This window comes from Leptothrix discophora (genome assembly GCF_030705305.1).
In the GTDB taxonomy this organism is placed as follows: Bacteria; Pseudomonadota; Gammaproteobacteria; order Burkholderiales; family Burkholderiaceae_C; genus Sphaerotilus; species Sphaerotilus discophorus.
On sequence record NZ_JAUZEE010000001.1, the window covers coordinates 512441 to 532104 of the forward strand.

Below are 19664 nucleotides of genomic sequence, written 5' to 3' on the forward strand. Positions count from 1 at the left end.
AGCCGGGTTGGGAAGGTACCTGGAAAGCGAGCTTTCACGGGGTACCGAGGAGACAACTGTTGGCGCGGACGCGTCCGTGCGGGTTCGTCAGGGGGCGGTGCCGGAAGGCGACCACCCGATGACGGCATCTTGACGCGTCACGCGGAAATCAGTCTTGCGCAGGATCAAGCTGCGGTGCGGCGCTTCGGCGCGGCGGCGCTGGTCGCGGCCTTGGCGGCGGTCGTCGCGGTCTGGGTCAGTTGCTCGAAGCTGGCTTCGGCGGCGGTCTGGGCCTGCTTGGCAGCCTTCTGGGCCGACTCGACGGCGTTCTGGCCGGCGCTCAGGGCCGACTTGACGAAGGCCACGGCGCTTTCGCTGCCAGCCGGGGCGTTCTTCAGGGCCGACTCGATCAGCGAGGTGATCTGGGCTTGCGCAGCGGCGAACTGGGCTTCGGCCAGCTTGGCGACTTCGCCTTGGGTGGCGGTGGCGATCTCGTAGACCTGACGGCTGTACGAAGCGACCTTCTCGGTGGCCGGCTGGACCAGCGACGACTGGAGCGCCAGGACTTCCTGGGCGTCCTTGGCCGACAGCAGGGCCTTGGCGGTCTCGGTCGACTCGGCCAGCGTGGCGCGGCCGGCTTGCAGGTTCAGTTCGACCAGCTTCTCGACGCCTTCGAAGGCCTTGGTGCTCAGTTCGAGCACGGCTTCGAGGTTGGCCTTGCCGGCGGCGGCGAATTGCTCAGGGGACGTGGTCATCGAGGGCTCCTTGGTGAAATGACGGTGCTTCAGGCGTTTGTTGCACTGCAGCAATGTGGTCAGTATAGGAGCCCGGAACGCAAAATCAAGCATTCATGTTGCAGCGCAGCAAGATTAGGGGGAAAGCTCTAGGCGAGCCCCGAAACGGGGCGCCGGACACAATCGCGCCATGCGACTTCACTACAGCGACCACTTCGTGCTGCCGCTGCCCGAGGGGCACCGTTTCCCGATGCGCAAGTACCGCGACCTGCACGACGCGCTGGCGCGGTCGTTGCCGGACGCCCGCTTCGTCGAGGCGCCGGCCGCGTCGCCGGGCGAACTGGCGCTGGCGCATGCGCCGTCCTTCGTCGACGCGGTGCTGCACGGCCACCTCGACGCTGCCCAGCAGCGCGAGATCGGCTTTCCCTGGTCGGCGCAGATGGCCGAGCGCTCGCGCCGTTCGGTCGGGGCGACGATCGCCGCCGCGCGGGCCGCCCTGCGCGAGGGCGTCTCGGCCAACCTGGCCGGCGGCACCCACCATGCCGGGGCCGAGTCCGGCAGCGGCTTCTGCGTCTTCAACGACGTGGCCGTGGCCGCCCGGCTGATGCAGGCCGAGGTCCACCGCCAGGCTCGCCGTCTGCTGCGCGTCGCGGTGATCGACCTGGACGTGCACCAGGGCAACGGCACGGCGGCGATCTTTGCCGACGACCCGACGGTCTGGACCCTGTCCCTGCACGGCCAGCACAACTTCCCCTTCCGCAAGGTGGCCGGCGACGACGACGTGGCCTTGCCCGACGGCTGCGGCGACGACGACTACCTGGCTGCGCTGGAAGCGGCGCTGGCGCGGCTCTGGGCGCGCCATGCCGAGGCGCTGCCCGGCCTGGTCTTCTACAACGCTGGTGCCGACGTGCACGAAGGCGATCGCCTCGGCCGTCTGCGCCTGAGCGACGCCGGCGTGGCCGAGCGCGACCGGCGCGTCTACGCGGCGCTGCGTGAGCGCGGCATTCCGGTGGCGGTCTGCATGGGCGGCGGCTACGGCAAGGATCTGGCGCGGACCGTCGCCGTGCAGCGCCGCACGCTGGAGCTGGCCTGGGACGACTGGCGGGCGCGCGGGGCGGTGGTCGACCCGACAGGAGACCCGGCCGAGCGCCGCTAGCATCGGGCGCCCTTGCCGTCCCTGACCGGAGTGCCGATGTCCCTGTTCCGCCGTCCTGCCCGATCGGGTGCCGCCCTGCTGGCCTGTCTGCTGATGGCCGCGCCCCCGGCCGCGCAGGCCGCCGACGTCGATGGCGCGGCCTTGTCCGGCGCCTGGGCGATCCCCTTCGCAGGGCTGCTGCTGTCGATCGCGCTGTGCCCGCTGCTGCTGCCCAAGGTCTGGCATCACCACTACGGGAAGATCACGGCGGGCTGGGCGCTGGCCTTCCTGCTGCCCTTCGCGGCGGTCTTCGGCCTCGGCCTGGCCGGCCAGGGCCTGGTGCATGCGCTGGTGGCGGAATACCTGCCCTTCATCGTCCTGCTGACCGCGCTCTACACGGTGGCCGGCGGCATCCACATCCGCGGCAACTTCCACGGCAGCCCGTCGTTCAACGCGCTGCTGATGGCGATCGGCGCGGTGCTGGCGAGCTTCATGGGCACGACCGGCGCATCGATGCTGATGATCCGGCCGCTGATCCGGGCCAACGACCACCGCAGGCATGCCGCGCACGTGGTCGTGTTCTTCATCTTCATCGTCAGCAACGCCGGTGGCTCGTTGACCCCGCTGGGCGATCCGCCGCTGTTCCTGGGCTTCCTCAAGGGTGTCGACTTCTTCTGGACGCTGGGCCACGTCTTCCCGGAGACGCTGTTCCTGATCGGCGCGCTGCTGGCGATCTTCTGGCTGGTCGACAGCTGGTACGCGCGCCGCGAGGGCGGCCAGACGGTCGACCCGACACCCGACGACCGCCGCTTCGCGATCGAGGGCCGCGTCAACCTGCTGCTGCTGCTGGTGATCGTCGCCCTGGTGCTGATGAGCGGCACCTGGAAGCCGGGCATCGCCTGGCAGGTCGCCGGCGTCGAGGTCGGCCTGGCGCAGGTCGTGCGGGACGTGGCGCTGCTGGTGGTGATCGTCGCCTCGCTGCAGCTGACCGATCGCCGCGTGCACCAGGACAACCAGTTCAACTGGGCGCCGATGCAGGAGGTGGCCAAGCTCTTTGCCGGCATCTTCCTGACCATCACGCCGGTGCTCGCCATGCTCAAGGCGGGCAGCGCGGGTGCCTTCGCGCCGGTCATCGACCTCGTCACCGGCCCGGACGGCCAGCCCATCCCGGCGATGTATTTCTGGGCCTCGGGCCTGCTGTCGTCCTTCCTCGACAACGCGCCGACCTACCTGGTCTTCTTCAACCTCGCCGGCGGCGATCCACAGGTCCTGATGACCACGCTGGCGCCGGTGCTGGCGGCGATCTCGGCCGGCTCGGTCTTCATGGGCGCGAACAGCTACATCGGCAACGCGCCCAACCTGATGGTCAAGGCCATCGCCGAGGACCGCGGCCTGAAGATGCCCAGCTTCTTCGGCTACATGGCCTGGAGCGGCGCGGTGCTGATCCCGCTGTTCATCGTCATGACCTTCATCTGGATGCGCTGACGCCGCGCTGCTGAAATCGCGTCCCGCACGTCACCACGTCCCGCACGTTCCGCCCACCACCACGTCCTTTCCTTCCCACCCGAGCCCAGGAACCCGACATGTCCGCCAAGCCCCGCCTGCTGGTCGCCCGCAACGTCTTCACGCCGGTCCTCGACCGGCTGCGCGCGCATTTCGACCTCGAGGTCAACACCGACGACGCGGTCTGGAGCCGCGACACGCTGATCGCGCGCCTGCAGGGCTTCGATGCCGTCTTCGTCACCACCAGCGAGCCGATCGACCGCACCGTGCTGGCGGCCTGTCCGCAGCTCAAGGCGGTCTGCAGCATGGCGGTGGGCTACAACAACATCGACGTGCCGGCCTGCACCGAGCACGGCGTGCTGGCCAGCAACGCGCCGGACGTGCTGACCGAGACCACCGCCGACCTCGGCTTCGCGCTGATGATGGCCGCCGCCCGCCGCATCACCGAGAGCGAGCATTACCTGCGTGCCGGCCAGTGGCAGAAGTGGTCGGTCGACATGATGTGCGGCCAGGACGTGCATGGCCGCACGCTGGGCATCCTGGGCATGGGCCGGATCGGCCAGGCGATCGCGCGGCGCGGCGCGCTGGGCTTCGGCATGAAGGTGATCTATCACAACCGCTCGAAGCTGGCGGCCGATGTCGAGCAGCCGCTGGGCGCACGCTGGGTCGACCTGGACGGCCTGCTGCGCGGGTCGGATCACCTGATCATCGTGCTGCCCTACAGCCCGGCCTCGCACCACCTGATCGGCGCCGAGCAGATCGCGAAGATGAAGCCGACCGCCACGCTGACCAACGTCGCCCGCGGCGGCATCGTCGACGACGCGGCACTGGCTCAGGCGCTGAGCCAGCGCGTCATCGCGGCGGCTGGCCTGGACGTGTTCGAGGGCGAGCCCGCCGTGCATCCCGACCTGCTGCGCGTGCCCAACGTCGTGCTGACGCCGCACATCGGCAGCGCCAGCATCCCGACCCGCATGGCCATGGCCAACCTGGCGGCCGACAACCTGATCGCCCGCTTCACCGGCGGGCGTCCGCCGACCGCGCTGAACCCCGAGGTGCTGCCGGAGGGGCAGCGCGCGTGAGCGTCGCGCAGCGCCTGATCGCAGGCCTCGTGCTGAGCCTTTCGGCCATGGCCGGCCAGGCCGCCGAGCCGCCGACCTATGCCGATCTGCAGCCCCTGCTCCAGCAGCGCTGCGTGGTCTGCCACAGCGGCGCGAGCGCGGCGGCGGGGCTGTCGCTGGACTCGCTGGCCGGCCTCCAGAAGGGCGGCACGCGCGGTGCGATCGTCGTCAGCGGTCAACCGGCGGCCAGCGAACTGGTCAAGCGCGTGAAGGGCCTCAGCCTGCCGCGCATGCCGCTGACCGGTCCGCCCTGGCTGGACGAGGCCGACATCGGTCGCATCGAACGCTGGATCGCCGCCGGCCTGCCGGCCGGTGCGGCGGTGGCGCCGGCCGCACCCGTGGCCGCCTTGCGACCTGCCGCAGGCCAGCCAGCGACCTGGGCCCATGTCGCGCCGATCTTGGCGACGCGTTGCGCGAAGTGCCACAGCCCGCAGGGCCTGATGGGGCCCGCGCCGGAAGGCTACGTGCTCAACAGCTACGAGGCGGCGATCTCGGCCAATGACCGGGCCCGCATCGTGCCGGGCCGTCCGGAAGCCAGCGAACTGGTTCGCCGCATCAAGGGCCACGCCAGCCCGCGCATGCCCTTCGACGGCCCGCCCTGGCTGGGCGACGAACAGATCCGGCTGATCGAGGACTGGGTCCGCGAAGGCGCCCGAGATGCCACCGGCCGACCCGCGCCGATCCGGGGCGGGGCGCGCATCCGCCTGCGTGGCGTGATGTCGCCGGACGGCACGCTCGACGGCCTGGTGCTGCCCGGCGGCGGTCGACGCGACAGGATGCCGCGCCCTGGCGACGAGATGGAGCTGCGCGCCTGGCTGATGCCCGACGGCAGCCTCGACATCGAGCGGCTGCGGCGACGCTGAGGACGCACCCTGGAACGGCCCGTGGGCCTGCCTGACGTGACGAAGGGCGCCAATCGGCGCCCTTCGTGCTTCAGGCGGCGTGGTGCCGACCGACTCAGGTCTTGCGCAGCCGGGCCGGATCGATCGGCAGGCTGCGCAGGCGCTGGCCGGTCGCCGCCGCGATCGCGTTGACCACGGCCGGCGCAATCGGCGGCGTGCCGGGTTCGCCGATGCCGCCGGGCTTCTCGCGGCTGGCGAGGATGTGGACCTCGACCTTTGGCATCTCGTTCATGCGCAGCACCGGGTATTGATGGAAGTTGCCGGTGGTGACGCGACCGGCCTCGATCTCCAGCTTGCCGTGCAGCGCCGCACTCAGGCCGTAGACGATGCCGCCCTCGATCTGACGCTCGACGATGGCCGGATTGACCACCTGCCCGCAATCGACCGCCGCGACCACCCGGTGTACCCGCGGCGTGCCATCGGCCGCGACCGACACCTCGGCCACCTCGGCGACGTAGCTGCCGAAGCTCTGGCCGACCGCGATGCCGCGGAACACCCCGGCCGGCAGCGGGCTGCCCCAGCCGGCCTTCTGCGCCGCCGCCTCCAGCACGCCCCTGTAGCGCGGTTGCTGGCCGAGCAGGCTGCGCCGGAACTCGTAGGGATCCCGCCCGGCGGCAACGGCCAGCTCGTCGATGAAGCCCTCCATGAAGAAGATGTTCTGCGAGTGCCCGACCGAGCGCCAGAACCACACCTGCGGCCCCGGCTCCTGGCGGGCATAGGCCAGCCGCAGGTTGGGGATGTCGTAGGGCATGTCGGCGATGCCTTCGACCGCGAAAGCGTCGACGCCGTTTTCCGGGATCTTCATGAAGCCCGAGGCCGCCATGATGGACGGCGAGGCCACGTCCGCGCTGAGCGCCACGAGCTTGCCCGAGCCATCGAGCGCGCCGGTGAACCGGGCGGCGGCCGCCGGGCGGTAGTAGCCCGCCGCCATGTCGTCCTCGCGGGTGTAGATCAGCTTGACGGGCTTGCCGCTGAGCTTCGAGAGCAGCGTCGCGTCGATCGCGAAGTCGGGCGCGAAGCGCCGTCCGAAGCCGCCGCCCAGCATCATCGTGTGGACCTTCACCTTGGCCGGTGCGACCTGGGCGACCGAGCCGAGGATGCCTTGCGCCGGGCCCTGGCTCTGCGTGCCGGCCCAGATCTCGACCTCGTCGCCCTGGACCCTGGCGGTGCAGTTCATCGGCTCCATGCAGGCATGGGCCAGGTAGGGCGCGCTGTAGTCGGCCTCCAGCGTGCGGGCGGCCCCGGCCCGGCCGGCGGCCAGGTCACCGGCAGCCTTGGCGACCGACGGCGCACCGGCCCGGGCCGCGTCGCCCAGCATCTGCTCGACCTTGGCGGTCGACAGGGCAGCGCTGTCGCCCTGGTCCCAGTCGATCTTCAGCGCATCGCGGCCCTTGCGGGCGGTCCAGTAGCCGTCGGCCAGCACCGCCACGCCGTGCGGGATGCTGATGACCTGGCGCACGCCGGGCACGGCCTTGGCGGCGCTGTCGTCGAGCGTGCGGACCTTGGCGCCGGGCATGGGCGCGCGGGCCATCACCGCGACCAGCATGCCGCTCACCTGCGCGTCGATGCCGTACTTCGCGCTGCCGTCGAGCTTGGCCGGCGTGTCCAGGCGCTTCTTGGGCTGGCCCAGGATGCGGAAGTCCTTGCTGTCCTTGAGCGTCACGCGGGTGGGCACCGGCTGGCGCGCGGCCGCCTCGGCCAGTTCACCGTAGCGGGCCCGGCGCCTGCCGGGTCCGATGACCACGCCGGCTTCGGTGCGGCACTGCGTCGCGTCGACCTTCCAGCGCTCGGCCGCAGCGGCGACCAGCATCGCGCGGGCGGCGGCGCCGGCCTGGCGCAGCGGCTCCCAGTGGCCGCGCACCGTCGTGCTGCCGCCGGTGGCCTGCATGCCGAACATCGGGTTGTTGTAGGCCGGATCGGCCGGTGCCTGCTCGACCTTCACGCGGGCCCAGTCGGCGTCGAGTTCCTCGGCCAGCAGCATCGGGATGGCGGTCAGCACGCCCTGGCCCATCTCGGCGGAGCCGCAGATCACGGTGACCGTGTCGTCGCGGCCGATGCGGACCCAGGCGTTGAGCGCATGGGCCGGCGCCATCGTCGCCTGGCGGCCGGCGGCCCAGGCCGAGGCGGGCAGGGCGAAGCTCAGCATCAGCGCACCGGAGGCACCCAGGAAGGCGCGCCGATCGGGTGCTGGCTGGACGGTGTCGGCGGGTTGTCGGTGTGTCATGTCAGGCCCCCTTTGCCAGCGTCCGGGCCGCGTCCTGGATGGCCGCGCGGATCTGGTTGTAGGTGCCGCAGCGACAGATGTTGCCGCTCATCGCGGCGTCGATGTCGGCCGCGCCGGGTTGGCGCTTGTCCTTGAGCAGCGCGCAGGCACTCATGATCTGGCCCGACTGGCAGTAGCCGCACTGCGGCACGTCCAGCTTCATCCAGGCGGCCTGCACGGCCTTGCCGACCGGCTGGGCGCCGATGCCCTCGATCGTGACGACTTTCCGGCCCGCCACCGCCGACAGCGGCGTCTGGCAGGAGCGCACCGCCTGGCCGTCCAGATGGACCGTGCAGGCACCGCACAGCGCCATGCCGCAGCCGAACTTGGTGCCGGTGAGCTGGAGGTTCTCCCGCAGCGCCCACAGCAGGGGCATCTCGGGGTCGGCGTCGACGCTGCGCGCCTGGCCGTTGACCTGGAACTGGATCATCCTTGTCTCCTCGTGTGGGGGGCCGCAGCGGCGCAACATACGCGCCGCTCCAGGCAGCGTCAAACGGGCGCGAGACTGCCCCGAGGCAGGACGAGGGAACTGGGGCCAGCCCGCCAGCCAGGCGCGCTCCGGGCCTCAGACGCTCAACAGCTTGTGGACCAGTTCGGGCGTGGTCGCGGCCTCGTACTTGCGCATCAGCCGGGCCCGGTAGACGTCCACGGTGCGCGGGCTGATGGCCAGGCGCCGGCCGATCAGCTTGCTGGTCAGGCCCTCGATCAGCAGGGCGGCGATCTCGCGTTCGCGCGGCGTCAGGTCGGCCTTGAGCTGGCGCAGCGCCGACAGGTCCTCGAAGGTCCAGATGCCGGCCGCATGCGGCTGGGCCGGGTCGAGCGCGCGGCCCGAGACATGGCACCAGAACAGCTCGTCGCTGCCCGGTGCGCTGAGCCGGCGCATCACCCGCTCATCGGCATAACGACCGTCGCGGTCCAGGCTGGCGACGATGCGTTCGCCGGTGCGCTCGAACTCGGCCGCGCTCGGATAGAGCACCTCGAAGCTCAGGCCGATCAGCTGCTCGCGCTGGGCCCCGAACATCGCCAGCATCTGCCGGTTGCAATCGACCATCAGGCGGTTGCGCGACAGCACCATGCCGATGGGCGCGAGGTCGAAGGCGGTGCGGTAGTCGAGGTCGGTCATGCAGGCTCCGGCGTCGGTCGAGGGATGGATTCGGGCTAACCCTGAGTCAATTCTACGTATCGGCTACGTAATGCCTTACGTAGTACGCTGCACGCCGTTCCAGACCTCCCCCGTCACCTTCTGTGGAGACCCACGCATGAACAAGGTTTACCCGAGCGCGGCCGCCGCGCTGGACGGCATCGTCCGCGACGGACAGCTGATGGCCGTCGGCGGCTTCGGCCTGTGCGGCATCCCCGAGGCCCTGATCGACGCGCTGCAGGCCAGCGGCGTCAAGGACCTGACCGTCATCTCGAACAACGCCGGTGTCGACGGCTTCGGCTTGGGCAAGCTGCTGCAGACGCGCCAGATCCGCAAGATGATCTCGAGCTACGTCGGCGAGAACAAGGAATTCGAGCGCCAGTACCTCAGCGGCGAGCTGCAGCTGGAGTTCACGCCCCAGGGCACGCTGGCCGAGAAGCTGCGGGCCGGCGGTGCGGGCATCCCGGCCTTCTTCACCAAGACCGGCGTGGGCACCATCGTGGCCGAAGGCAAGGAACTGCGCGAGTTCGACGGCCACACCTACGTGATGGAACGGGCGCTGACGCCGGACGTATCGCTGGTCAAGGCCTGGATGGCCGACAAGAGCGGCAACCTCGTGTTCCGCAAGACCGCGCGCAACTTCAATCCCAACGTGGCCCAGGCCGGCAAGATCACCGTGGTCGAGGTCGAGAAGATCGTCGAGACCGGCGCGCTTGATCCGGACCAGGTCCACCTGCCGGGCATCTTCGTGCACCGCATCGTGCTCAACGAGACCCCCGAGAAGCGCATCGAACAACGCACCGTCCGCAAGACGGCCGCGTGACCAGGACCCAGGAGCAAGACATGGCATGGACCCGAGACGAGATGGCCGCCCGCGCCGCGCGTGAGCTGCAGGACGGCTACTACGTGAACCTGGGCATCGGCCTGCCCACGCTGGTCGCCAACCACGTGCCCGAGGGCATGGAGGTCTGGCTGCAGAGCGAGAACGGCCTGCTGGGCATCGGCCCCTTCCCGACCGAGGATGCAGTCGACGCCGACCTGATCAATGCCGGCAAGCAGACCGTCACGACGCTGCCGGGATCGAGCATCTTCAGCAGCGCGGACAGCTTCGGCATGATCCGCGGCGGCAAGATCAACCTCGCCATCCTCGGCGCGATGCAGGTCAGCGAACGCGGTGACCTGGCCAACTGGATGATCCCCGGCAAGATGGTCAAGGGCATGGGCGGCGCGATGGACCTGGTGGCCGGCGTCGGCCGCGTGGTCGTGCTGATGGAGCATGTCGCGACCAAGAAGGACGGCACCACCGACCTGAAGATCCTGCCCCAGTGCACCCTGCCGCTGACCGGCGTGGGCGTGGTCAACCGCATCATCACGGACCTGGCGGTGCTGGACGTGACGCCCGAGGGCCTGAAGCTGGTCGAGGCCGCACCGGGCGTGAGCCGCGAGCAGATCCAGCAGGCGACCGGCGTCGTGGTGCACTGAAGCCAGCGGCACGCCGAACGTGACAAGGGCCGCAGCGATGCGGCCCTTGTGCCTTGGCGGAGGGATCTGGCTCGCGGCTCAGGCCGTCGAACGGACCCAGTTCTCGATCCGCAGGCCGGGGTAGCCCGCGAAGTCGGCTTCGTTGTTGGTCACCAGAACGGCATCCAGCGCGAGGGCGTGCGCAGCGATGAGCTTGTCGAGCGCATCGCGCCGGCGTTCCCTTGCCGCCATCCGGACCGGACCGTAGGCCCTTGCGCATGCGGCATCGAAGGGCAGGGCTGGAATGTCCAGCAACAGGTCGTCCAGCGCGGCCCGGTTTCGCGCGGCGGCATCCCCTGAAGCCAGCACGCCGAACTCGAGTTCGGCGAGCGTGATCGGCGACATCACCACGTCGCCGACAAAACACTGCGCGAATCTCTGCGCGACTTCCGGCGGACGATGCTTGATCAGGTAGATGCAGATGTTGGTGTCGAGCAGGTAGCGGGGTTTCACAGCAATTCCCGATCGCCCTCGACGTTGTCGCCGCGTCCGTCGGCCATGAAATCGGGGCTGAAGCGGGCCAGTTTGCCGAGCACGTCGCCAACCCGTCGACGGGTCGGGCGGATGCGCAATTCATCGCCGTCGCGCTCGATCAGCAGGTCCATGTCCCAGCTGTCATAGGCCAGTTCGGCAGGAATGCGCACGGCCTGGGAATTGCCATTCTTGAAAAGTCGGGTGACGGGCATGTCGGGCTCCCTGGATGGATGTACGTGTACATCATAAGGGGAGTCGGGCCGCGTTGGGAAGATCGGTGCGATCCGGGACCGGGCGCGGGCGCTGTCGTGCCGGGCGGCATCGGGGCGGGTGACGATGTGGAGGGTGGCCATGGCTTGCCTTCGTGGAGAGAAGGCCGCAATCTCCGCCCGTCCCCGCAGGATGGGTATCACCCACAAGGGGGTGGCACCCGTCGTTTTTGGGGATGACGCCCATCAGCGGGCCAGCCGTCAGCCAGCCCGACGCCATGCCGGCACGGCCTGTTCGTGGACCTGCAGGGCCAGGGCGGCGGGATGGTCCGGCGCCAGCGTGGCGACCTCGCCGACCACCACGATGGCCGGGCTCACCAGGCCTTCCCGGGCGATGTCGGCCACGACCTCGCCCAGGCGGCTGTGCAGGTGACGCTGGGCCGGCGTGTGCGCAGCCTGCACGATGGACACCGGCATGTCGGCCGTCAGGCCGCCGGCGCGCAGGCCAGCGACGATGTCCTCCAGGCGCGCCAGGCCCATGTAGATCACCAGCGTCAGGCCGGTGCGGGCCAGCGCGGCCCAGTCGGGCGCGCGACCGTCGTCCTTGGCATGGCCGGTGACCAGCGCGACGCCGGGCGCGCAGCGGCGGTCGGTCACCGGGATGCCGATCGAGGCCGGCGCGGCGATGCCCGAGGTCAGGCCGCTGATCACCTCGACCGCCAGGCCGGCTTCGCGCAGCGCGCTGCATTCCTCGCCGCCGCGGCCGAACACGAAGGGGTCCCCGCCCTTCAGGCGCACCACCCGCTCACCGCGCAGCGCCTCGCTGACCAGGCGCTTGTGGATGAAGGCCTGCGGCGTGCTGACCTGGCCGCCGCGCTTGCCCACGCGGATCACGCGGGCGTCGCGGCGCAAGTAGCGCAGCACCTCGGGCTGGACCAGGTCGTCGACCAGCGCGACGGTGGCCCGCCGCAGCGCGCGCACGGCCTTGATCGTGAGCAGTTCCGCGTCGCCGGGGCCGGCGCCGATGAGCGTGACGGGATAGATCGTGGTCATGGTGGCAACGGAGGTCGACGGTGGAACGGTGTGACCGCTGGCGCGTGTCAGGTGGTCGCGGAGGCCATGGGCACGATCGCCTTCGTGGCCGCCGTGCCCAGGCTGTGCTGGACCATGGTTCGCAGCCTGGGCAGGCAACTGCCACATTGCGTGCCGCACTTCAGGCTGGCCTGCAGGCGATCCAGGCGTTCGGCCGGCTCGCGGCAGGCCACCGGCATGGCGAGCAAGGCATCGCCGATGCGCTGCTCGCTGACGTCCAGGCAGGCGCAGACCTGCGGGCTGCGTGCGGCCATGGCGGTCGGGGCGTTGGGCGTGGCGGCCAGCAGCGCGCGGCCAATGGACGCGGCATCGCCGTCCTGCTGGAGCAGGTCGAGCATCCAGGTTGCGGCGCGCGTGTCGCCGGCCAGCAGGAAGGACGTCAGCCGGCCCGCCGCGTCGATGCTCACGGCGCGGTCTTGCCCCGCGTGCCGGTCGGCGTAGCGCAGGGCCTGCGGCGCGTCGAGCCGCAGCAGTGCCTGGGTGCTTGCCAGCCAGTCGGTCGTGAGCGGCTGGTCCGACGCCACCCGCAGCAGCAGGCCGACGCGGCCCTGCGGCTCGCGCCCGAAGGGCACGCAGCTGGCGTAGGTCAACTGGGCCATCAGCGCCTGCAGGCCTTCGCGGGCGTCGACCCATGCGGATTCGGGCAGCCAGGCTGCGCCGACGGCCTGCCAGGGCAGCTCGGCCGGCTCGATGCGGACGGCGCTGTGCTTGAGCTCCGGCTGGCCCGATGCTGGGCAGCAGGCCGGCTGGGTCAGCGTGTTGACGCCGCCACTGCCGGCGCCGCCCAGCACCTCGCTGCCCCAGTGCATGGCCAGGTGGGCCTGGGCATCGCCCGGCTCGTCGCTGGCCTGCACGGGCACGACCAGGCTGCCGCGCCGCGAGCTCACCCGCACCAGATGGCCGCTCGCGAGGCCCAGCCGGTCGAGATCACGCGGCGCCACCTGCAGGGCGGGTTCGGGCGTGTGCGCCAGCAGGCGGCCCAGCGTGCCGGTGCGGCTCATGCCGTGCCACTGGTCGCGCAGGCGGCCGCTGGTCAGGGCGAAAGGGAAGTCCGCATCCTGCGACTCGGCCGTGGCGCGCGGTGCCGGTGCGCTGAAGCGGGCACGGCCGTCGGGGGTCACGAACTGGCCGTCGGCGTAGAGCCGGGCCTTGCCGGTCGACTGGCCTTCCGGGCACGGCCATTGCACCGGTGCGCGGTCCAGCGCGGCCCAGTCCAGCCCGGTGATGTCGAGGTCGCGGCCGCGGGTCATCTCCCGGTGTTCGAGCCAGACCGATTCGGGCGTCGGGAAATCGAACAGGGAGCGGCCGGCGTGTTCGGGCGTGCGCCGCGACGGCAGGCGGGCTTCCAGGCGCTGCGCCACGTCGCGGGCGATGCGCCAGTCGTGGCGGGCCTCGCCGGGTGCGGCGATGGCCGGGCGCACGCGGCTGATGCGGCGCTCGCTGTTGGTCACGCTGCCTTCCTTCTCGCCCCAGCTGCTGGCCGGCAGGAGCAGGTCGGCGTAGGGCGTCGTCGCGGTGTGGCGATAGGCTTCCTGCAGCACGACGAACTCGCAGCGTTCGAGCGCGCGGCGCACCAGCGTCTGGTCGGGCAGCGACTGGGCCGGGTTGGTGCAGGCGATCCACAGCGCACGGATCTCGCCCTCGGCCGCGGCCTCGAACATCTGCACCGCCGCCTTGCCCGGCTTGGCCGGCACGTCGGTGACGCCCCACAGCCGCGCCACCTCGGCACGGTGCGCGGCGTTGCCGAGGTCGCGGTGCGCACTCAGCAGCGTGGCCATGCCACCGACCTCGCGTCCGCCCATCGCGTTGGGCTGGCCGGTCAGCGACAGCGGCCCGGCGCCGGGCTGGCCGATCTGGCCGCAGGCCAGGTGCAGGTTGATCAGCGTGGTGTTCTTGTCGGTGCCGCTGCTGCTCTGGTTGAGGCCCTGGCAATACAGGCTCAGCGTCGGCTGGCGGCGCGTGGACACGCCCGCGGCATCGAGGCCGGCGAACCAGCGGGCGGCCTGCACCACGTCCGCCTCCGGCACGCCGCAGACCCGTGCGGCATGGGTTGGCGTGATGTCGCGCACGCGGTCGCGCAGCGCGTCGAAGCCGGTCGTGCGGGCGGCGATCCAGGCGGCGTCGTGCAGGCCTTCGGCCAGCATCACGTGCAGCATCGCGTGGTGCAGCGTGACGTCGCTGCCGGGCTGGATCGGCAGGTGCAGGTCGGCCACCGCGGCGGTCTCGGTTCGGCGCGGATCGACCACCACCAGCTTCATGTCGGGGTTGGCCGCGCGGGCGTCCTCCAGGCGGCGGAACAGCACCGGATGGGCCCAGGCCATGTTGCTGCCGGTGATGAAGACGGTGCGGGCGAGCGCCAGGTCCTCGTAGCAGGCAGGCGGCGCATCCGCCCCCAGGCTGGCCTTGTAGCCGGCCACCGCGCTGCTCATGCACAGGCGCGAGTTGGTGTCGACGTTGTTGGTGCCCAGCAGACCCTTGGCCAGCTTGTTGAAGACGTGGTAGTCCTCGGTCAGCAGCTGGCCCGAGAGGTAGAAGCCGACCGCGTCCGGGCCGTGGGCCTGGAGGGTCTGCGCGAACCGGTCGGCGACCTGGTCCAGCGCCGCGTCCCAGCCGATCGGCGCGAGCGGCTGGCCGCGCCCCGCGCGGGCCATCGGCCGGTGCAGGCGTGCAGTCTGCAGCAGCACCGGCGTGGCCGTCAGGTGCAGCGTGCTGCCCTTGGTGCACAGGCGGCCGAAGTTGGCCGGATGGTCCGGATCGCCGCGCACGCCGGTGATCCGGCCGGCCTCGTGCTCGATGACGACGCCGCAGCCGACGCCGCAGTAGGGGCAGGTGGAACGGGTCTCGGACATGAGGCAGGAAGGGGCTGGACCTGGCGTCGGTCGCGGGTTGGGGAGGGCGATCAGGCCGCCGCCGGCTCGGCCGCCGCCGCGCCGAACATCAGCGCATGGCGCAGCGCTCGCACGTTGCGGCCTTCGCGGATCAGCTGCAGATACCAGGCGCCGTCGGAGGTGTCGCCATACAGGCAGGCGCCGACCAGCTTGTCCTGGTGCAGCACCAGCTTGCGGTAGACGCCGCCGGGCGGGTCGCTCAGCACGATCTCCTCATGGCCGTCGCCGCCCATGAAGTTGCCGGCCGAGTACAGCGAGATGCCGGTCACCTTGAGCTGCGTGCTGACCTGGCTGCCGGCATAGCGGCCGATGCCGAACTCGGCCAGATGGGTCGCGCAGACACGGCCCTGCTCGAACACCGGGGCGACCAGGCCGTAGGCAATGCCCCGATGCGCCGCACATTCGCCGACCGCGTAGATGCGCGGGTCGGTCACGCTCTGCAGCGTGTCGGTGACGACGATGCCGCGTTCGCAGCGCAGCCCGGCGGCCTCGGCCAGCGCGGTGTTCGGGCGGATGCCGGCGGCCATCACGACCAGGTCGGCGGGGATCTCGCGGGCGTCCTGGAAACGCACCGCACGGACCCGGCCCGCGTCGTTGCCGAGCAGTGCCTCGGTCTGCGCACCCATCTCGAAGCGCAGGCCACGGCTGACCAGCTCGGCCTGCAGCAGCGCGCCGGCCGCGGCGTCGAGCTGGCGGTCCATCGGCCAGGCGGCCAGGTGGACCACCGTGACCTGCATGCCACGCAGGCTCAGGCCGTTGGCGGCCTCCAGGCCCAGCACGCCACCGCCGATGACCACCGCATGGCGGTGCGTGCGGGCGGTCTCGATCATGGCCTGCGTGTCGGCGATGTCGCGGTAGGAGATCACCCCGTCCAGGTCGCGTCCGGGGATGGGCGGGATGAAGGGCGTCGAGCCGGTGGCGATCAGCAGCCGGTCATAGGGCGCCTCGGTGCCGTCGTCGGCCACCACCATGCGGCGCACGCGGTCGATGCGCTCGACCTTGCGGCCCAGGTGCAGGGTGATGCCGTGGCGTTCGTACCAGTCCAGCGGGTTCAGCACGATCTGCTCGATCGTCTGTTCGCCGGCCAGCACCGGGCTGAGCAGGATGCGGTTGTAGTTCGGGTGCGGCTCGGCGCCGAACACGGTGATGTCGTGCAGGCCGGGCGCGATCTTCAGCAGCTCCTCGATCGTGCGCACGCCGGCCATGCCGTTGCCGACAAGGACGAGGCGCTGTCGGCGGGCCGGAAGATCGTCGCGCTTCATGCCGCGTGCGCCTCGACGTGGACCTGCTTGGCGTACAGGAACTCCAGCACCGCCTCGCGGGCCTGCAGGTAGCTCGCGTCGTGAGCCATCTCCAGGCGGTTGCGGGCGGCCTCGCGCAGCGGCGGCAGCGGCACGTCCAGCACCTCGCCGATGGTGGCGGCCGGGCCGTTGGTGAGCATGACGATGCGGTCGGACAGCAGCACCGCCTCGTCGACGTCGTGCGTCACCATCATCACGGTCGAGCCGGTGGCTGCGACGATCTTCATCAGCTCGTCCTGCAGCTTGGCGCGCGTCAGCGCATCGAGCGCGCCGAAGGGCTCGTCCATCAGCAGCATCTTGGGCTCCATGGCCAGCGCCCGGGCAATGCCCACCCGCTGCTTCATGCCGCCGGAGATCTCGCCCGGCCGCTTGTCGGCCGCGTGGGTCAGGCCGACCAGGTTCAGCGCCGCCTTGGCGCGCTCGCGCAGCTGGGCCTTCTTCTCGGTCGCGCCGAAGACGCGCTCGACCGCCAGCAGGACGTTCTCCAGGCAGGTCAGCCAGGGCAGCAGCGAGTGGTTCTGGAACACCACCGCCCGGTCCGGGCCGGGGCCGCGCAGTTCGCGGCCGTCGAGCAGCAGCACGCCGCTGGTCGGCGTGGTCAGGCCGGCCACCAGGTTCAGCAGCGTCGACTTGCCACAGCCGGAATGGCCGATCAGCGCGATGAACTCGCCGCGGGCGACGTCGAGGTTGACGTCGCGCAGCGCCACGAAGGGGCCCTTGCGGGTCGGGAAGGTCATGCCGACCTGGCTGATGCTCAGGAAGCGGCTCTGGTTGGGGATGGCGGTCATCTCGATTCCTTGAAGGCGTGGCGGCTCAGCGGTACTCGAAGCGGCGGGCGATGGCGATCAGCAGGGCTTCGAGCAGCAGTCCGACGCCGCCGATCACGAAGATCGCGATCAGGATGTGGGCGACGTTGAGGTTGTTCCACTCGTCCCACAGCCAGAAGCCGATGCCCTGGCCGCCGGTCAGCATCTCGGCGGCGACGATCACCAGCCAGGCGGTGCCCACGGCCAGCCGCACGCCGGTCAGCATGTAGGGCAGCACGGCGGGGAACAGGATCTTGCGCATCACCGTCCACTCGCTGAGGTTGAGCACGCGGGCGACGTTGAGGTAGTCCTGCGGCACCTGCCGCACCCCGACCGCCGTGTTGATCACCATCGGCCAGATCGAGCAGATGAAGATGGTCCAGATGGCGGCCGGGTTGGCGGCCTTGAACACCATCAGGCCGATCGGCAGCCAGGCCAGCGGCGAGACCGGGCGCAGCAGGCTGATGATCGGATCGAGCATCTGGTTGAGGAAGCTGAAGCGGCCGATCGCGAAGCCCAGCGGGATGCCCACCAGCGCGGCCAGGCCGAAGCCCAGGGCGACACGCTGCAGCGAGGACAGCACGTTCCAGCCGATGCCCTGGTCGTTCGGACCCTTGACGTAGAAGGGGTCGGCGAACAGCTTCACGGCGGCATCCCAGACCGGCAGCGGCCCGGGCAGCTGCTTGTCGCCCGTCTGGGCCACGAGTTGCCACACCAGCAGCATCAGCAGCAGGCCCAGCAGCGGCGCGACGAAGCGCGACAGCAGCATGCGGCGCTGGGCCCGCAGCAGGGCGGCGGTCTGCTCGCGGGCGACGGTGTCGCCCTGGGCATGGGCCACCGCCTCGGCCAGGTCGGCCGCAGCCGGATGGGCTGCAACGACGGGCTGCGGCGCGAGCACCACGGGGGCGCTGTCGTGGACCGTCGCGACGGTCGGCGTGAGGCCCGACAGGGCCAGCGTGGATGCGCTCATGGGGTCGCTCCTGTGCAGTCGGTTGGAGGGGATTCGACCGGCCGCTCAGGCGGCCTTGATCTTGAAGCTGCCGGCGTACTTGGCCGGGTCCTTGCCGTCCCAGGTGACGCCGTCGATCATCTTGCTGCTGCGCATGTCGCTTTTTGGCAGGTTGATCTTCAGCTGGGTGGCCGCTTCCTTGTAGATCGCCGTCTGGTTGATCGCCTTGGCCACGCCCAGGTAGTCGACGTCGGTCTTGAGCAGGCCCCAGCGGCGGTGCTGGGTCAGGAACCACATGCCGTCCGACAGGTAGGGGTAGTTGACCGCGCCGTCGTTGAAGAACTTCATGTGGTTCGGGTCGTCCCAGGTCTTGCCCAGGCCGTTCTGGTAGCGGCCCAGGATGCGCTGGTTGATCACGTCCACGGTGGTGTTGACGAAGGACTTCTCGGCGATCGCCTCGGCCATCTTCATCTTGTTCTGCAGGCCGGTGTCGATCCAGCGGCCGGCCTCCAGGATGGCCATGACCATCGCACGGGCGGTGTTCGGGTTCTTCTGGACGAATTCGGCGGTGGTGCCGAGCACCTTCTCGGGGTGGTCGCGCCAGATGTCCTGGGTCGTCACGGCGGTGATGCCGATGCCGTCGGCGATGGCCCGGTGGTTCCAGGGCTCGCCCACGCAGTAGCCGTCCATGTTGCCCACGCGCATGTTGGCGACCATCTGCGGCGGCGGCACGGTGATGACCTTGGCGTCCTGCATCGGGTTGATGCCGTGGGCGGCCATCCAGTAGTACAGCCACATCGCGTGGGTGCCGGTCGGGAAGGTCTGCGCGAAGGTGTACTCGCGCGGCTCGGCCTTCATCACCTTGGCCAGGCCCGCGCCGTCGACCGCGCCCTTGTCGGCCAGCTTCTTCGACAGCGTGATCGCCTGGCCGTTGTGGTTCAGGGTCATCAGCACTGCCATGTCCTTTTTCGGTCCGCCGATGCCCAGGTGAACACCGTAGACGAGGCCGTAGAGCACATGCGCGGCATCCAGTTCGCCGTTGACGAGCTTGTCACGCACGGCGGCCCAGGACGACTCCTTGCTCGGGATGATCTTGATGCCGTACTTCTCGTCGAACTTCATCAGCGAGGCCATCACCACCGAGGCGCAATCGGTCAGCGGGATGAAGCCGATGCGGACTTCCTTCTTCTCGGGTGCGTCGGAACCTGCCGCCCAGGCGCCGGCCGAAAGGGCCGAGCCTGCTGCCACGGAAGCGGTGACCGCCGCCGTTTCCTTGATGAACTGCCTGCGGCCTTCGTTCATGGTTGCCTCACGCTTGAACATGTTCCATCTCCGATCAATGCCTGGAAAAACGAAAGGCGTCGCGACCTCGGACCGCCGCTGGAAGCGGGAGTCGCCGGTCGGACGCCTTTGCCCGATGCCTGTTGCCTTCGATGCGCCATTGCACCGGGGCCTGATGCAGTCATTGCAGGAGCCGTGCCAGCCTGCGCAACAGCCGCTCCCCGGGCGCAAACCGGGGGTCGTTCAGAGGGAGTTCAGAGGGAGCCCAGAAGAAATCCAGAAGAAATCCAGAGGGAGGGCCGGTCTGGCGCGTCGGGCGGACCGGCACGGTGCCGGCCGCATGGTGCGCCGCGGCACCGCTTCTGCAC

At 70.4% G+C, this 19664-nt stretch carries 17 protein-coding genes and 1 pseudogene; 6 read left to right on the plus strand and 12 right to left on the minus strand.

Annotation, left to right across the window (positions count from 1 at the left end; translation table 11 throughout):
* Positions 1-164: 164 nt before the first annotated feature.
* Positions 165-734, minus strand: a complete 570-nt coding sequence (locus Q8X39_RS02290; protein WP_305748005.1) for a phasin family protein — start codon at positions 732-734, stop codon at positions 165-167.
* A gap of 169 nt (positions 735-903) precedes the next feature.
* Here Q8X39_RS02290 and Q8X39_RS02295 point away from each other — a divergent pair, with 169 nt between their 5' ends.
* From Q8X39_RS02295 to Q8X39_RS02310, 4 genes are all read left to right on the plus strand, one after another.
* Entirely contained in the window at positions 904-1869 is a 966-nt protein-coding gene (locus tag Q8X39_RS02295) for a histone deacetylase family protein (RefSeq protein WP_305748006.1), read from the plus strand.
* Between the two features lie 36 nt (positions 1870-1905).
* Positions 1906-3333, plus strand: a complete 1428-nt coding sequence (locus tag Q8X39_RS02300; protein WP_407067948.1) for a sodium:proton antiporter — start codon at positions 1906-1908, stop codon at positions 3331-3333.
* A 98-nt stretch (positions 3334-3431) separates the two neighbouring features.
* Complete coding sequence (locus Q8X39_RS02305; protein WP_305748007.1) at positions 3432-4430, plus strand: 2-hydroxyacid dehydrogenase; 999 nt, start codon at positions 3432-3434, stop codon at positions 4428-4430.
* Positions 4427-5332, plus strand: a complete 906-nt coding sequence (locus Q8X39_RS02310) for a c-type cytochrome domain-containing protein (RefSeq protein ID WP_305748008.1) — start codon at positions 4427-4429, stop codon at positions 5330-5332. Before Q8X39_RS02305 ends, Q8X39_RS02310 begins: the two co-directional genes overlap by 4 nt.
* A gap of 94 nt (positions 5333-5426) precedes the next feature.
* Here the strand turns inward: Q8X39_RS02310 and Q8X39_RS02315 are convergent, their stop codons facing one another.
* The 3 genes from Q8X39_RS02315 to Q8X39_RS02325 all read right to left on the minus strand — a co-directional run bounded on the left by Q8X39_RS02315 (position 5427) and on the right by Q8X39_RS02325 (position 8757).
* Entirely contained in the window at positions 5427-7595 is a 2169-nt protein-coding gene (locus Q8X39_RS02315; protein ID WP_305748009.1) for a xanthine dehydrogenase family protein molybdopterin-binding subunit, read from the minus strand.
* 1 nt (position 7596) lies between these two features.
* Positions 7597-8064 (minus strand): (2Fe-2S)-binding protein, encoded by a 468-nt coding sequence (locus Q8X39_RS02320; RefSeq protein WP_305748010.1) that lies wholly within the window; start codon positions 8062-8064, stop codon positions 7597-7599.
* A gap of 135 nt (positions 8065-8199) precedes the next feature.
* The gene (locus Q8X39_RS02325; protein WP_305748011.1) at positions 8200-8757 is read right to left on the minus strand and encodes a LuxR C-terminal-related transcriptional regulator; all 558 of its coding nucleotides are present in this window, start codon (positions 8755-8757) and stop codon (positions 8200-8202) included.
* Between the two features lie 136 nt (positions 8758-8893).
* On the opposite strand from Q8X39_RS02325, the gene Q8X39_RS02330 reads away from it, so the two are divergent.
* Entirely contained in the window at positions 8894-9598 is a 705-nt protein-coding gene (locus tag Q8X39_RS02330; RefSeq protein ID WP_305748012.1) for a CoA transferase subunit A, read from the plus strand.
* A 20-nt stretch (positions 9599-9618) separates the two neighbouring features.
* Complete coding sequence (locus Q8X39_RS02335) at positions 9619-10257, plus strand: CoA transferase subunit B (protein ID WP_305748013.1); 639 nt, start codon at positions 9619-9621, stop codon at positions 10255-10257.
* Between the two features lie 78 nt (positions 10258-10335).
* Here Q8X39_RS02335 and Q8X39_RS02340 read toward each other — a convergent pair whose 3' ends face one another.
* The 8 genes and pseudogenes from Q8X39_RS02340 to Q8X39_RS02375 all read right to left on the minus strand — a co-directional run bounded on the left by Q8X39_RS02340 (position 10336) and on the right by Q8X39_RS02375 (position 19338).
* Positions 10336-10749, minus strand: coding sequence for a type II toxin-antitoxin system VapC family toxin (locus Q8X39_RS02340; RefSeq protein ID WP_305748014.1), 414 nt, complete (start codon positions 10747-10749; stop codon positions 10336-10338).
* Positions 10746-10982: an antitoxin gene (locus tag Q8X39_RS02345; RefSeq protein ID WP_305748015.1), complete on the minus strand. Its 237-nt coding sequence runs from the start codon at positions 10980-10982 to the stop codon at positions 10746-10748. The genes Q8X39_RS02340 and Q8X39_RS02345 overlap by 4 nt, the downstream gene beginning before the upstream one ends.
* Positions 10983-11240: 258 nt before the next feature.
* Positions 11241-12032, minus strand: a complete 792-nt coding sequence (gene cobA / locus Q8X39_RS02350; protein WP_305748016.1) for a uroporphyrinogen-III C-methyltransferase — start codon at positions 12030-12032, stop codon at positions 11241-11243.
* Between the two features lie 47 nt (positions 12033-12079).
* Positions 12080-14920: a nitrate reductase gene (locus tag Q8X39_RS02355; protein ID WP_305748017.1), complete on the minus strand. Its 2841-nt coding sequence runs from the start codon at positions 14918-14920 to the stop codon at positions 12080-12082.
* 80 nt (positions 14921-15000) lie between these two features.
* Positions 15001-16221, minus strand: a pseudogene (locus tag Q8X39_RS02360) (NAD(P)/FAD-dependent oxidoreductase); the annotation flags it as partial.
* Complete coding sequence (locus Q8X39_RS02365) at positions 16218-17048, minus strand: ABC transporter ATP-binding protein (RefSeq protein ID WP_305748018.1); 831 nt, start codon at positions 17046-17048, stop codon at positions 16218-16220. The pseudogene Q8X39_RS02360 and the gene Q8X39_RS02365, both read right to left, overlap by 4 nt.
* Positions 17049-17073: 25 nt before the next feature.
* Positions 17074-18036 carry a nitrate ABC transporter permease gene (gene ntrB / locus Q8X39_RS02370; RefSeq protein ID WP_305748019.1) on the minus strand — a complete coding sequence of 321 codons (963 nt, stop codon included), beginning with the start codon at positions 18034-18036 and terminating at the stop codon, positions 17074-17076.
* A gap of 45 nt (positions 18037-18081) precedes the next feature.
* Positions 18082-19338 carry a CmpA/NrtA family ABC transporter substrate-binding protein gene (locus tag Q8X39_RS02375; RefSeq protein ID WP_305748020.1) on the minus strand — a complete coding sequence of 419 codons (1257 nt, stop codon included), beginning with the start codon at positions 19336-19338 and terminating at the stop codon, positions 18082-18084.
* Between the last annotated feature and the right edge of the window lie 326 nt (positions 19339-19664).

What these genes read in the sequence shown, in the direction of transcription:
- Q8X39_RS02335 (WP_305748013.1), top strand. Translation starts at nt 9,619, where the DNA reads ATGGCATGGACCCGAGACGAGATGGCCGCCCGCGCCGCGCGTGAGCTG.
- Q8X39_RS02290 (WP_305748005.1), bottom strand. Translation starts at nt 734, where the DNA reads ATGACCACGTCCCCTGAGCAATTCGCCGCCGCCGGCAAGGCCAACCTC.
- Q8X39_RS02305 (WP_305748007.1), top strand. Translation starts at nt 3,432, where the DNA reads ATGTCCGCCAAGCCCCGCCTGCTGGTCGCCCGCAACGTCTTCACGCCG.
- Q8X39_RS02355 (WP_305748017.1), bottom strand. Translation starts at nt 14,920, where the DNA reads ATGTCCGAGACCCGTTCCACCTGCCCCTACTGCGGCGTCGGCTGCGGC.
- Q8X39_RS02330 (WP_305748012.1), top strand. Translation starts at nt 8,894, where the DNA reads ATGAACAAGGTTTACCCGAGCGCGGCCGCCGCGCTGGACGGCATCGTC.
- Q8X39_RS02300 (WP_407067948.1), top strand. Translation starts at nt 1,906, where the DNA reads ATGTCCCTGTTCCGCCGTCCTGCCCGATCGGGTGCCGCCCTGCTGGCC.
- Q8X39_RS02345 (WP_305748015.1), bottom strand. Translation starts at nt 10,982, where the DNA reads ATGCCCGTCACCCGACTTTTCAAGAATGGCAATTCCCAGGCCGTGCGC.
- Q8X39_RS02375 (WP_305748020.1), bottom strand. Translation starts at nt 19,338, where the DNA reads ATGTTCAAGCGTGAGGCAACCATGAACGAAGGCCGCAGGCAGTTCATC.
- Q8X39_RS02295 (WP_305748006.1), top strand. Translation starts at nt 904, where the DNA reads ATGCGACTTCACTACAGCGACCACTTCGTGCTGCCGCTGCCCGAGGGG.
- ntrB (WP_305748019.1), bottom strand. Translation starts at nt 18,036, where the DNA reads ATGAGCGCATCCACGCTGGCCCTGTCGGGCCTCACGCCGACCGTCGCG.
- cobA (WP_305748016.1), bottom strand. Translation starts at nt 12,032, where the DNA reads ATGACCACGATCTATCCCGTCACGCTCATCGGCGCCGGCCCCGGCGAC.
- Q8X39_RS02315 (WP_305748009.1), bottom strand. Translation starts at nt 7,595, where the DNA reads ATGACACACCGACAACCCGCCGACACCGTCCAGCCAGCACCCGATCGG.
- Q8X39_RS02325 (WP_305748011.1), bottom strand. Translation starts at nt 8,757, where the DNA reads ATGACCGACCTCGACTACCGCACCGCCTTCGACCTCGCGCCCATCGGC.
- Q8X39_RS02320 (WP_305748010.1), bottom strand. Translation starts at nt 8,064, where the DNA reads ATGATCCAGTTCCAGGTCAACGGCCAGGCGCGCAGCGTCGACGCCGAC.
- Q8X39_RS02365 (WP_305748018.1), bottom strand. Translation starts at nt 17,048, where the DNA reads ATGACCGCCATCCCCAACCAGAGCCGCTTCCTGAGCATCAGCCAGGTC.